The organism is Sphingobacteriaceae bacterium GW460-11-11-14-LB5, assembly GCA_002151545.1.
Classification (GTDB): domain Bacteria; phylum Bacteroidota; class Bacteroidia; order Sphingobacteriales; family Sphingobacteriaceae; genus Pedobacter.
Genome location: CP021237.1, coordinates 200,512 through 214,075 on the forward strand (window position 1 = coordinate 200,512; position 13,564 = coordinate 214,075).

Here is a 13,564-nt window from a genome sequence, read left to right on the forward strand (position 1 = left end):
GAGTAATGACTATCCAGGTCTGGAGGAGTTAATCGTGGAGATTTATGGGTAGCTTATCTAAAATTCCTGTTATCGGCCCTTTTGCCCTTATTTTTCGGTTAAAGAAAATAGCGACGAAGACCAGCAGTAAAAGACATATTCCTGATAGCAGATAGCTGAATTGCATCAGTACTTTTGCCCAGCTGACGTTTTTCATGAAAAATTCTTTGTACAATAAAAGGCCTACACTGCCCAGGTAGCCCACAGCATCACAGATGTAAACAAAAAATCCGGCATTTGCTTTTATTTTAAAAAGGGCGATCATCCGTTCAAATAGCACGACCTGGATAGGCGTATAAGCCATAAACATCCCCATTCCTACCAGTAACATCCACCAAAAAGGACTGATGAGGTTAAACTGGAAACACAAGGTGCTGCCTCCACTCAGTATTAAACCTAAAGCAATCAGGTATTGAGTACCCCAAAAACCCTTAATATTATTTCTGATCAAAGATAAGCTGCCAATAAAAAGCAGTACGATCGTCCCTGAGATACCTTCAGTAATAGAAAAAACAGCCTTGTCCCACTGACTGTCAATCTCAGTCCAGATCTCGACCGAAAAATTATCCCGAAAGTCTCTCATCGTAGTAAGCATGGTGTAGATAATGCCAATGCCTATGATCGCAATGCCGTATTCACGCAGACATAACTTTTTGTCTTCCGTATTCATGGGTAAGCGCTCTACGCGGAGGAGTTTATCGGTTTCATTGGGTTCAGGAATAACATTCAGCATCCAAACGAACAGCAGGAAGAGGGGTAGAAAAAACAAGCCTACGGTAGCGGGCATCCAGAATTCTGAAACCCAGGGAAGCCACTCATGTATGGTGAAATATATGGTTTTAATTATTCCGGAAGATACAATAAGGCTAATGCTTAGCCCCATGGCCAGCATTTCTGTAAAACGCCTTCCTTCCAGATAGCTGAATATGATTCCCCAGACCATGCCGAGGGGAAGACCGTTTAAGCATAGAAAAATGAAATTGAAAGGGTATGGAACCAGGCCAAAGAGCAGCAAAGATGCTTCAGCAAAAAGGATAAGGCCAATAATGAGTTTTTTTCTGCCAGATTTTTTAAGCTCTGAGATCACTTTTATGCCAATAAATTTTGAAATCATATAGCCGAGTACCTGCGAGATGATTAAAACAGCCTTGTAATCAAGATTAAAAAACGTTAAACCTGTGTAGGTACCGCTGGTGAAGGGTTTTCTGAAAGCGTACATGCAGAAGTAAGTGCCAAATGCAGCTAACATACACCAGATAATGAAAAACAGCTTAGAACTGACGAGAAGGTGTTTAAGTTTGTTCATGCACGTATCAGTTTATTCGCTTCTAATTGGCTTTCTTAAGGCATATTATGCGCTTCGAGTTTCCGCTTATGGAGTTGAAAAAGTAATTCTGTTAGTTTAATTATACTGTACTTAGTTTAGTGTTTGTACAAACATAAGTGCTAATTATTAAATGAATTTATGTTATACGAAACTTTTTTTAAAATTAGGCGAATATCCATAATTTTAATACTATTGTTTGTTATTGGCGTATTTTCGAAATATAAGTTTACAGTTGCGTTGGTATGCAGATAAAGGTAGTTAATGGATTATGTTGCTGATAAACCATTATTGAAGAATAAAAAAGTATTTTTTTTGTTAAACTTTGTTTAGTATTTATATATTTGGTGTAGCCAAATATGCTGATCATTAGCAGGATTTTAACTTTACTGATGTCATGAAATTAAGTCTAGCCCAAGGTAGAAGTGATGCAGAATTATTAGCACTGATTAGCGTTTCTGATAATCTGGCTTTTAATGAGTTGTACGACCGTTATTGGAAACAGGTTTTTAATGCAGCATACAAACAAATTAAAGACATCTCTTCTGCACAAGACATTACGCAAGATATTTTTACTCAATTGTGGCTAAGGGATAAAGATTCCAAAATTGAAAACCTCAGCGCCTACCTTTTTACTGCCGTAAGAAATCAGTCTTATAAACTGATGGCCAAACAGAAACGCAGCAGCCCCATTCTGGATGTATTAATGGAATCGGAGGTATCTTGCTACCAGGCTGATGATCAGATTTTGTATAAAGAATTTCTCTGTGCTTATGAAGCCCTGATCGATAATTTACCCGAGCAACAAAAAATAATTTTCAAAAAGCGCTTTAACCAAGGCCTAAATACGCTTGAAATCTCCACTCAACTTTGTTTATCTCCTAAAACAGTACGTAACCATTTAGGAAGAGCCCTTGCAAAACTCAAAACAGCTTTGCTCATTATTCTTGTTTTATTCATGCTGGTTTAAGCACCAGGACTCATTTTCTTCCAAACCATAGGATTTAAAAAAATATTTTTATCCTGACTGGGCTTTTTCTCTTTTCGCGGGTCATACTGTTAAAGCAGCCACCTGATGAAACATATAAACGAAAAGCAACTTTTAAAGATTTTAGACAGATACAACAAAGGAACCGCATCTGATGAGGAAAAAAAATTTTTGGAAACATATTCGATGCTGGTTAATAATGAAACCGATATCACAGATGTGCTGGATGAGCAGGCAATTAAAAGTAATATCAAACAGCTTATAGATGCAAATGTAGGGGAGGGAAAGCTGAAGCAGAAGAAGGTTGGGAAGAAAATAGACTATAGATGGCTTTCTGCCGCTGCTGCGATCCTGCTCGTTGTTGCTATCGGTTATTTAAAACTAGATAAAAAACCAGCGCTCGCCGGCAGGCCTCAGGCCAATCCTCAAACCATTACACCAGGTGGTAACAAGGCATTTTTAATTTTAGCTGACGGCAGCAGAATCAATCTGGATGCTGCAGGCAATGGAAAGGTTGCCCAACAGGCAGGAATCAGTATTTCCAAAACGGCCAGCGGGCAATTAAGTTATACGGTTAGCGGTGCATCAAATCAGGGTTCAGCCAGTGCTTATAATACCATCGAAACACCTAAAGGCGGACAGTATCTGGTGAAATTACCAGATGGGACACAGGTTTGGCTAAATGCAGCCTCATCTTTAAAATTTCCACTTGCCTTTTCAGCTAAGGAAAGAAAAGTGGTGTTAACCGGTGAAGGTTATTTTGAAGTAGCAAAAGATAAATCTAAACCATTTAGGGTGATGAGCGGAAATCAGATGGTGGAGGTGTTGGGTACACATTTTAATATTAACAGTTACGCCGATGAAGGTAACATTAAAACAACCCTGGTTGAAGGCCGTGTAAAAGTTCATTCAGCTGCAAAAACCAATACAGATCTGATACTGGTTCCAGGTCAGCAGGCTATAAATACCGGACAACTGATGAGTTTAAATGCCAACCCCAATATTGAAGAAATCATATCATGGAAAGAAGGTTCTTTTCAGTTTAACGATAGCAGTTTATCATCCATTATGCGCCAGCTTTCCAGGTGGTACGATGTAGATGTTGAATTTGTGGGGCAGGTTCCCGATTATCATTTCCGCGGACGGATTTCAAGGGATACCCCGATAACTCAAATTTTTGAAATACTAAAAACCGGAGGCTTAAACTTTACGATTGAAGGAAGGAGGATTATAGTAAGAGACTAACTTGAAATAAAACTGCCAGGCAGTTTTAACCGGATTAAGCCAAAAAAACCGAATGTGTTTCGACCACATCCGGCAATAGTTTAGGCTGAATCTGAAAGAAAAATATTGGATTAACTTTTTACAAAACAACCAAACCAAACAAAAATATGGATTTTTTTACTCCGTACCTACCTATTTATAAAAATAGGCAGGCAAACAGAATTGCCCAGGCTTTTTTTGCCTGGTACATGGGGATAGACCTCGATAAAAAAAGAAGATTTATCATGCGAATCAAACTGACAGCCTTGATCTGTTTTATAACCTGCCTTCATATTTATGCAGCAGGTTATGGGCAAAGCATTACTTTATCCGTAAAGAATGCATCACTGCAACTTGTGCTGGATAAGATTGAAAAGCAGAGCGGATACAATTTATGGGTGCAAACCGAATTGCTTAAAAAAAGCAATAAAGTATCTTTAGCGGTTAAAAACAAACCGCTGGACGCCGTACTGAAAGATGTTTTTAAAGACCAGACACTTAGTTATGCCATTGTAGGCAAAACGATTGTAGTCAAAAACAAGGTTGAAGAGCAAAACAACATCTTCGGTGGCCCCTTGATGGTTTTTGTAAATATTGAAGGTAAAATAGTAGATAGCAAGGGAGCACCGCTTCCCGGAGCATCGGTGAAAGTGAAGGGCACCACAAAAGCCACTACTGCAAATACGGAAGGAAAATTTTCCCTTGTGGCAGATAAAAACGATGTCCTGCTGATTTCTTTTGTGGGTTACAAAACCAAAGAAGTTCCACTAAATGGACAAAGTACGCTAACCATACAACTTGAAGAAAGTGCAGCAGAGCTGAGCGACTTTGTGGTGGTCGGTTACGGATCGACCAAAAAAGTAAATTTAACAGGCGCCGTAAGTACTGTTAGTGGTGATGTATTAAAAGACCGCCCGATTTCAAACATTGCACAGGGCTTGCAGGGTGTGATTCCCAATCTAACCATCACCAATTTTAGCGGGCAGCCTGGCCGTACTTCTGATTTAAACATCAGGGGATATGAGTCCATCAATGGCGGATCTCCGCTTATTGTAATTGATGGCGTGCCAACCACATCAAACAGCAGCCTTTATTCCCTTAATCCACAGGATGTAGAAAATATCACGGTATTAAAAGATGCGGCCTCGGCGGCTATATACGGGGGAAGGGCAACCTTTGGTGTGATCCTAATCACGACTAAAAGTGGCAAATTTAATTCTGGTTTGAATATAGAATTTTCTTCTAATTTTTCAGATAAGCGATTGACCGAATTACCCAATATCGTAACCGATCCGGCAACTGTAATGCGGGTTAAAAATGAGGGTTATAAAGCTTATTACGGAACCGATTTATACAACCAAACTTTTATGGATTATGCGAACAAACGTTCAGCCGATCCGAGTTTGCCTCCTTATTATATAGATCCTGCTGATCCGACAAAATACGTATATGTTGGTTCTACCAACTGGTTTGATGAACTTTTCAGAAAAAATACGCCAACCTGGGATAATAATTTATCCATCAGGGGAGGCACAGAAAAGGTTACTTATAATGTCTCTGCCGGCTATCTGCGTCAGGAAGGATTGTTTGAAGGAAATCCGGATGTGTACAGCAGGTATTCATTGCGTAGCAAAACAGAATTTAAAGCCACTTCATGGTTGAAATTGGGTAATACCACACAGTTGAGCAGGACAGGTTACAAATATCCTACCCTGTGGAATGGCCCTTCGAGAGGTGATTTGTTCCACGCTATTGGTAGAATACCAAGCTTTGAGATTGTAAACAATCCAAATGGCTCCTATACCGCAAATGGCGTACTACTGGGCTATTTAAAAGATGGTGGACGCGGGGAGTCTCAGAAAAATGATTATTTAACCACCTTTGAGGCACAGACAAATTTTTTCAAGAATAGCCTGAGGGTGACCACCAATTATACTTTCCAAAGTGTAAATGGAAATTTTCTAGACCCATATATTCCTTTAGAATATCAGTATGCCAACCCAAATGTAAATATTCAGGATGGACAGAGCGGGCTTGGCCAGGGATATAATACCAGTAAATACAATGTATTTAATGTATTTGGAGAATATGAAAAGAATTTTGGCAAACACAATGTTAAAGCCATGGCTGGTTATAGCCAGGAAGGTTATCATGAAGATAGCAATTCGATATTCCGAAATGACCTGATCAGCTCAAATACACCAAACATTGGTCTTGCATTGGGCAATCCATCCTATACTTCAACAGCAGGTGAATGGGCCTTAAGAAGTCAGTTTTTCAGGGTAAACTATGCCTATGATAACAAATACCTGTTAGAGGTTAATGGACGGAGAGATGGTTCATCCCGTTTCCCTGTTGATGACCGTTATGTATTTCTTCCTTCAGGATCAATAGGATGGCGCGTATCTGAAGAAAATTTCTTCAAAGGATTAAAACCTGCCATCAGCGACTTTAAATTAAGGTTCTCTTATGGTTCTTTAGGTAACCAAACGGTAAGTAAAGCGGGTAGCAGTGACCCGGATTATTATCCATACATACCATTAATGTCAAGTTCATCTAAAATAACCAATATTTTAGGGGGTAACCAGCCACCTGCGGTATATGCGCCAGGTTTGGTTTCACCAAGCTTAACATGGGAAAGACAATACACCAAAAACTGGGGAACGGATATTGCCCTGATGGGAAATAAACTGAATATCTCTTATGACTATTACATCCGGGATGTTAAAGATATGCTAACCTCATCAAGGCAACTTCCCGCTGTACTTGGTACACCTCCCCCTAGAACCAATGCTGCTGATTTGAGAACAAGGGGATGGGAACTCTCCTTAAATTATAATAATAAGTTCAACCTCGCCAGTTCTGATTTTAAATACAATTTCAGATTCGTTCTGGCGGATAATTATACCGTGATCACCAAATTCGATAATCCTAACGGCAATATTGGAGAATATTATGTAGGTAAAAGAATCGGAGAAATATGGGGAATGGAAACTGAAGGATTATTTCAGTCTGATGCTGAGGTAGCTGCACATGCCGATCAGTCTGCTGTAGACGGTTACTATGGTTTTCATGCAGGTGATCCAAAGTACAGAGATTTAAATGGCGACGGAAAAATCAATATTGGAAAACTGACCCTTGGCGATCATGGCGATCTGAAGGTGATCGGAAATAGAGAAGCACGTTATACCTACGGTATTAGCGGTGGTTTTAACTGGAAAGGATTCGATATGAGTTTTTTTTTACAAGGTGTAGCTAAAAGAGATTTCTGGTTAGGTACATCAAGTTATTTCTGGGGTACCTATCGTGCCCCGTGGGAGCATGTTTATCAGCATCAGCTGGATAACATGTGGTCGCCGGAAAATCCGGATGCCTACTTTCCAAGGTATGCGGCCTGGAGAACAGGTGATATTGCAGAATGGCGGGATCTAGATGTCGTGCAGACCCGTTACCTGCAGGATGCTTCTTATCTGCGGTTAAAAAACCTGACCATTGGCTACAGGTTGCCGGAGAAGCTGGTAAAAAGAATCGGACTGAAGAGCTTTCGCTTCTATTTGAGTGGAGAGAATATTGGAGAAATCAATAACATTAAGTTCAAGGTGCTTGATCCCGAAACACTTGGCGGAGACGGCTCATCGTCATGGGGAACTGGAAAATCATATCCTTTCCAAAGAAGTTATTCAGCAGGTATTAATGTAACACTTTAAGATATAAAATTGAAGATCATGTTAAAGAATATAGGTATTTATTTAAGCATTGTTATAATTTTAATATGCTTTGGAAGTTGCAAAAAAGACTTTCTTGATAAACTCCCGATTACGGATATCGCTCCGCAAACTTTTTTTAAAAATGAAAAAGACCTGGAGTTATATTGTAACGGTTTGTACAGTCTGGTTCCTGGTGCAGGCATCATGACCGATGATACACAAAGCGATAATATGGAAACCCTACCTTATGATAAAGTAGTGGCCGGCGAATATCTGGTGCCAAGTACAGGTGGTGGCTGGAGCTGGAGTTATTTGCGGAGTGTAAATTATTTTCTCGAAAACTATGGTAAAGCAAATGCTGCTGCTGAGGCAAAGAACCATTATGTTGGCGTGGCCCGTTTGTTCCGTGCCTGGTTCTATTTCGATAAAGTAAAGCGGTTTGGAAATGTGCCCTGGTATTCGGGAACAATGAACATTAATGACGAGGCGCAGCTGTATAAACCACAAGACCCGCGTACGCTGGTAATGGATTCTGTATTAAAGGATCTTGATTATGCTTCAGCAAATATTCGGACATCTAAAACCCCGCTGTGGACAATAAACCGTTATGTGGCACTATCCTTAAAGTCGCGAATTTGTTTGTTTGAAGGTACCTGGCGCAAATACCGTGGAATTGCCGATGCAGATCGTTTTCTTATTGCCGCAAAAGATGCAGCTAAAAAAGTGATCGATGAAGGAGGTTATTCTTTGTACACTACAGGAAAGCCCGACGTAGATTACCTCAATTTGTTTGCCATGTCTGATGCGCCTCAAAACGAAGTCATATTGGCTTACGAATATAGTACAATATTAAACTTAAGGCATGCATTTAGTGCCGAATCTGGCGCTTATGGCAGGGGTTTTACCAAAGAGATGGTCAATTCTTACCTGATGAAAGACGGTACTCCATTTACTTCAGTTGCCGGTTATGCAACAAAAACCTATATGGATGAATTTGAAAACAGAGATCCAAGGTTGATTCAAACGGTGCTGAATCCACTTTATACCCGTACAGACAGAACAGATGCAAGCAAAAGATTTAGTCCCATTCCTAAAATTCCCGGAGGCACACCAACAGGCTATCTTCAGGTGAAATTTTACCAGGATGATCCGATTAAGGAGATTTACGGTCAATCTGATAATGATGCTCCGGTAATCAGGTATGCAGAAGTGCTGCTAAATTATGCTGAGGCTATGGCTGAGTTGGGAACAATTACCCAGGCGGACCTTGACTTGACCATCAATAAACTACGCGATCGTGTTGGAATGACCGGAGCTGCCCACCTTAACATGGGCGTGGCTATAGATCCGGTTTTGGCTGCGCAGTATCCTGATGTAAGCAGTGCCCTGATTTTGGAAATTAGAAGAGAGCGCCGTGTGGAGCTTGCAGGCGAGGGTTTTAGGTACAGTGATATCTTACGCTGGAAAGCTGGAAACCTGCTCGCAAAGAAGTTTTACGGAATTTATTTCCCTGGACTTGGGGAGTACGACCTGACTAAGGATGGCAAACTCGACTTTGCGATTGTTGCCGCTATACCTGCAGTAAAAACACCAGGCGTTACTTATGCTGTGATTAACAAGGATATCTACCTTTCCAACGGGAACTCAGGCAATATCGTTCCTTATCCAAATCAGACCAAAACATTTAACGAAAATAAAAATTACTTATTTCCGATCCCTACTTCAGAGTTATTACTGAATAAAAACCTTATTCAAAACCCTGGGTGGCAATAAAATTGGTTACCGGTTAGTTTGAGATAGCCCTCCTTCGGGAGGGCTTTTCTACAATTGTTTAAAAATGATCGTATACGATCGATAGAAAAAATAATATGAAAAAAGCAGGTATTCTATTCTTGTTTATAAGTTTGGTTAATCATTTTGCTATTGCACAGCATAGTAATAAAGCCGGGAACCTCATCATCATTTCAATAGACGGATTGCGGTGGCATGAGGTATTTCAGGGAGCCGAACAGCAACTTTTAACAAATAAAAAATACAATTCTCAGGATTCTACCGAGCGGATTAACAAGTACTGGGCCGATAATGAGCAAGACCGGCGGGTTAAACTCATGCCATTTGTATGGCGTACAATAGCAAAGCAAGGGCAGCTTTATGGCAACCGAAAAGAAGGAAGTTTGGTTAACGTTAAAAACACTTTTTGGTTTTCTTATCCTGGCCGAAATGAAAATTTAACAGGTTACCCTGATCCTAAAGTAAACAGTAACGACTATCCTGATAATCCGAATAAAAATATACTCGAGTTTATAAATCAGCAAAAAGGCTATAAAGGCAAGGTGGTGGCCTTTGCTTCATGGGATGCCGTGGCCAGAATTATTAACCGCAATAGAAATGGATTAATGGTGAATAACCCATTTGAGGATGTTAAAGGAAACAACCTTACAGAGGCCCAAAAACTGGCTAATGAAGTACAACATTACGAGCCGCAGTTATGGGGCAGTGGCGAGCGCTGGGATGCAAGTACTTATGCTATAGCAAAATCATATATCACAGCCAACCACCCTAAAGTAGTATATCTGGATCTGGCAGATACTGATGATCATGCACATGATGGTAAGTATGATTTCTATTTGGATGCCACCCATAATATTGATGCCATGATCGGCAGTTTATGGAATTACATTCAGAAGGATCCGTTTTATAAAGATAATACAACAATCATTGTTATGCCAGATCATGGCCGGGGCGAAGGAAAACAATGGACAAGTCATGGTTCCGGTACGCCACATTCTAATGATACCTGGTTTATGGCTTTGGGACCAAATATAAAACCGCTGGGCGAAGTGAAAAATAACGGACAGATTTATCAGGATCAGTACGCTAAAACAATTGTCAGGTTATTGGGCTTTAATTTTACTTCGGTAAACCCTATAGGCGATGTGATTGAATCTGTTGTGAAATAACAGGAACATGAAATGATAAGCCATTTTTTCGCTGTAGATACCCATTTGTCAAAAACCAGGCAAATGCACAGTTAAGCTTTAAAATATCGGCAGCCTACCATTGGCAGGATATTAGACCTCATATCAGCTTTATTTTCTATATGGGGAAAAACTTAACCCAATCCAATTAATGTTGATGCACGAGCTTCTATTATATTTTCATCAGATCAGGCAGCAGTAATACCCGGTTTTCAATTATAAGCTGACAGATTATTAAGCGCAAATTAAAACAATCGTCATTCTGTTTACCGGCTGATGTTTTTTTGTGTATAAGTTATTGTTAATCACGCAGGTAAGCAGGAGTGTGCATCATAAAATAAAATAAAAAATAAATTAATAGTTATAAACTTTGTTTAGTATTTGTATATTTGGTATGACTGAATATTAACTGATAGTAGTCGTATTTTAACTTGTTGATGAGGCGGGCTGGTTTTGAATAAATCCGCTTATCTCCAAAGATAACCCTGCGTTTGCAGCAGAAAAATATACCTAACAACTAAGCCATAATCTAAAAATAATGGACAGGAAAGAATTTTTAAAAACAACAGGACTAGCGGGTGGAACTATGCTTTTTGCCCGGTTTCCTGACTTAAGTCCGGCCAAAAAGAAAGTCAGGATTGGTATGATCACCGATCTTCATCATGATGTAATGCATGATGGCATATCGCGCCTATCTGCATTTATTGATGAAATGAACAGGGAGCAGCCCGATTTCATTATACAGGGTGGTGATTTCTGCTATCCAAAAAAAGCAAATAGTCCACTAATGGATGTTTGGAATCAGTTTAAAGGTCCTAAATACCATGTAATTGGTAATCACGATACCGATGGCGGATATACACGCGATCAGGTCGTAACCTTTTGGAATGCCAAAGCTAAATATTACGCTTTTGATGTTAATGGTTTTCATTTTGTCGTGCTGGATGGAAATGAGCATAACGAAAGTGCCGATCGGCCAAAAGGTTATGCCCGTTTTATTTCGCCTACACAACTCGACTGGCTCAGAAAAGACCTTGAATCAACTGATTTAGAAACCGTGGTTTTTTGTCATCAGGGACTGGATAATGATGCAGGTGGACTGGAAAACGGCACATTGCTGCGGTATACGCTGGAGCAGGCCAATAAAAAAGCAGGGAAACAAAAGGTAATTATGGTCATCAGCGGCCATCATCACCAGGATTACTACAATTACATTAATCACATCCATTATGTGCAAATCAACAGCGCATCATACCAATGGCTTGGCGATAAGTATAAAGAAAGCCGTTATTCGGAAGAGGTAGATAAAACACATCCATACATTAAATATACCGTGCCCTATAAAGATCCGATATGGGCGATGATTGAAATTGACCATAAAAACAGAATTACAATTAAGGGTAAAAAGACTGTTTTTGTAGGTTCCTCGCCCGAAAAATCAGGGGTAAATATGGACGATTACATATATCCGATCGTACCCTATATTTCAGACCGAAACTTAGGATAAATAAATTTAAACACACAAATGAAAAGAAGAGATTTAATTAAAACACTTGGAGCTACGATAGGAACGATTGCTTTGACGAGTGTTGCAGACACATCAGTTGCTGCGCCAATCAAGAAAAAGAAGGCTTTAAAAATTGCACACATTACCGATGTGCACATCAGACCTGAGCACAATGCTGTTGCCCGCTTTAAGAAATGCCTCGAAATGATTAAAAAGGATAAAGTAGAGCTGATTCTTAATGGTGGCGATTCTATTTATGCGGCTGATTACGATCACATTACCAAAGATCGGGTAGAGCAGCAATGGGCCTGCTGGAACGAAAGTGTGCAGGTTGTAAAAGGTATCCCCATGCACCACGTGTTGGGAAATCATGACATGTGGTGGAAAGGTAAAGATGATGAGTTGGGCGGTAAAGCTGGGGTATTAAAGATGCTGGGCATGAGCAATAATTATTATAGCTTCGATCAAAAAGGCTGGCATTTTATCATGCTGGATAGTAACCATCCAACAAATCCGGGTATGCTGGATGACGAACAATGGAACTGGTTTGTAGAAGATGTAAAAAAGAACAGTCAGGATAAGCCTACACTAATCATGTCGCATTACCCATTGTTGAGCTGTACCGGTATTGTAGATAACAAAGCAGATTTTAGAGGGCCATTTAAGGTTAGCGGGAGTTACAACCACCTCGATATTATGAAGTTTATTGAAGTGTTTAACCAGAATAAGAACATTAAACTTTGTTTAAGTGGCCACATTCATTTACTGGATAAGGTTTGGTACAATGACGTTGCTTATTTATGTAATGGCGCAACCAGTGGTTTCTGGTGGGAGCCGGGAGATGATGGTAAAAGTGCCTATAAACAAACCGTGCCAGGTTATTCTCTTCTCAATCTGTACGATGATGGAAGTTTTGAGCATGAATACATAAAGTACGAATTGAAGTAATGAAACGGATATTTACATTGGTTTTAGGTTTAAAGCTGATTTTAATTTCTGCTGATCTTTGCGCACAAGTTACCACTTACAATCAGTTTTGGAACGATTTCCAATTTGTAACACCGATAAAAGGCAGGTGGAGCAATGAAATAAATCTTGGCCAGGTATGGACGGGTGTGCCCGCAAATAACAATCCTTTTTATGCCAATGCACAACTTTATGCCAGAGTATGGATTCATTATTCACTTTCAAAAGCTAAATTTTCGGTGTTTACCGGCTATAACCATAACCCCGAAATTATACTTGCCGGACAGGATGGTCTTCCGGAAATCAGATCTGCCATTCAGGGTATTTATTATTTCAGAAAAACGCCTTTTACCTTATCTGCCCGACTGAGGTTAGAAGATCACCGTGACAAACGAAGTTTAGGTGGTTTTGATGAAAGTTACCGGGTAAGGAGTCAGTTGAAGCTGGTAAAGCCCATAAATGCATCACAAATAGTTAAAGGAGCAGTTTACATGGTCGCTTCTGAAGAAGTATTTACGCAAACTGCGCCCAATGTGTTTAGTCAGCCAAGGCTGGGAAGTAATAGACTGACCATTGGGTGTGGATATGCACTCACCGATGATTTTTTAATCGAAGTGGATTATGCTAATGATTACTACCCTGATAAAATACAGCAGCTTTCTTACCACAGTATGCAACTGAATTTAAGCTGTTATAATTGGGTGAAAAACCTAAAGGATGCTTTGCTGAAGTGAGATGAAATATGATACCAATAAAAAAATAAAATATCCAGTCTGGCATGCTGGAGTTACA

Annotated in this window: 9 protein-coding genes; 8 read left to right on the forward strand and 1 reads right to left on the reverse strand. The window is 39.8% G+C overall.

What is annotated here, in order from left to right:
• Positions 1 to 28: 28 nt before the first annotated feature.
• Positions 29 to 1,345 carry a hypothetical protein gene (locus CA265_00845; protein ARS38310.1) on the reverse strand — a complete coding sequence of 439 codons (1,317 nt, stop codon included), beginning with the start codon at positions 1,343 to 1,345 and terminating at the stop codon, positions 29 to 31.
• 415 nt (positions 1,346 to 1,760) lie between these two features.
• Here CA265_00845 and CA265_00850 point away from each other — a divergent pair, with 415 nt between their 5' ends.
• The 8 genes from CA265_00850 (at position 1,761) to CA265_00885 (ending at position 13,506) form a co-directional block, all read left to right on the forward strand.
• Positions 1,761 to 2,333 carry a hypothetical protein gene (locus CA265_00850; protein ARS38311.1) on the forward strand — a complete coding sequence of 191 codons (573 nt, stop codon included), beginning with the start codon at positions 1,761 to 1,763 and terminating at the stop codon, positions 2,331 to 2,333.
• Positions 2,334 to 2,438: 105 nt separating this feature from the next.
• Entirely contained in the window at positions 2,439 to 3,596 is a 1,158-nt protein-coding gene (locus tag CA265_00855) for a hypothetical protein (protein ID ARS38312.1), read from the forward strand.
• A gap of 146 nt (positions 3,597 to 3,742) precedes the next feature.
• Entirely contained in the window at positions 3,743 to 7,321 is a 3,579-nt protein-coding gene (locus tag CA265_00860) for a hypothetical protein (protein ID ARS38313.1), read from the forward strand.
• A gap of 18 nt (positions 7,322 to 7,339) precedes the next feature.
• A complete protein-coding gene (locus tag CA265_00865) occupies positions 7,340 to 9,094 on the forward strand; it encodes a hypothetical protein (GenBank protein ARS38314.1) in 1,755 nt (584 codons plus the stop codon).
• Positions 9,095 to 9,189: 95 nt separating this feature from the next.
• On the forward strand, positions 9,190 to 10,281 hold the full coding sequence (locus tag CA265_00870) for a hypothetical protein (GenBank protein ARS38315.1): 1,092 nt from the start codon (positions 9,190 to 9,192) through the stop codon (positions 10,279 to 10,281).
• A gap of 556 nt (positions 10,282 to 10,837) precedes the next feature.
• A complete protein-coding gene (locus CA265_00875; protein ID ARS38316.1) occupies positions 10,838 to 11,806 on the forward strand; it encodes an alkaline phosphatase in 969 nt (322 codons plus the stop codon).
• An 18-nt stretch (positions 11,807 to 11,824) separates the two neighbouring features.
• On the forward strand, positions 11,825 to 12,754 hold the full coding sequence (locus CA265_00880) for a hypothetical protein (GenBank protein ARS38317.1): 930 nt from the start codon (positions 11,825 to 11,827) through the stop codon (positions 12,752 to 12,754).
• Entirely contained in the window at positions 12,754 to 13,506 is a 753-nt protein-coding gene (locus CA265_00885; protein ID ARS38318.1) for a hypothetical protein, read from the forward strand. The genes CA265_00880 and CA265_00885 overlap by 1 nt, the downstream gene beginning before the upstream one ends.
• Positions 13,507 to 13,564 lie beyond the last annotated feature (58 nt).

Excerpts from the sequence above, each read along its gene's own strand:
- CA265_00880 (ARS38317.1), top strand. The coding sequence starts at position 11,825 with ATGAAAAGAAGAGATTTAATTAAAACACTTGGAGCTACGATAGGAACG.
- CA265_00845 (ARS38310.1), bottom strand. The coding sequence starts at position 1,345 with ATGAACAAACTTAAACACCTTCTCGTCAGTTCTAAGCTGTTTTTCATT.
- CA265_00855 (ARS38312.1), top strand. The coding sequence starts at position 2,439 with ATGAAACATATAAACGAAAAGCAACTTTTAAAGATTTTAGACAGATAC.
- CA265_00860 (ARS38313.1), top strand. The coding sequence starts at position 3,743 with ATGGATTTTTTTACTCCGTACCTACCTATTTATAAAAATAGGCAGGCA.
- CA265_00885 (ARS38318.1), top strand. The coding sequence starts at position 12,754 with ATGAAACGGATATTTACATTGGTTTTAGGTTTAAAGCTGATTTTAATT.
- CA265_00850 (ARS38311.1), top strand. The coding sequence starts at position 1,761 with ATGAAATTAAGTCTAGCCCAAGGTAGAAGTGATGCAGAATTATTAGCA.
- CA265_00875 (ARS38316.1), top strand. The coding sequence starts at position 10,838 with ATGGACAGGAAAGAATTTTTAAAAACAACAGGACTAGCGGGTGGAACT.
- CA265_00870 (ARS38315.1), top strand. The coding sequence starts at position 9,190 with ATGAAAAAAGCAGGTATTCTATTCTTGTTTATAAGTTTGGTTAATCAT.
- CA265_00865 (ARS38314.1), top strand. The coding sequence starts at position 7,340 with ATGTTAAAGAATATAGGTATTTATTTAAGCATTGTTATAATTTTAATA.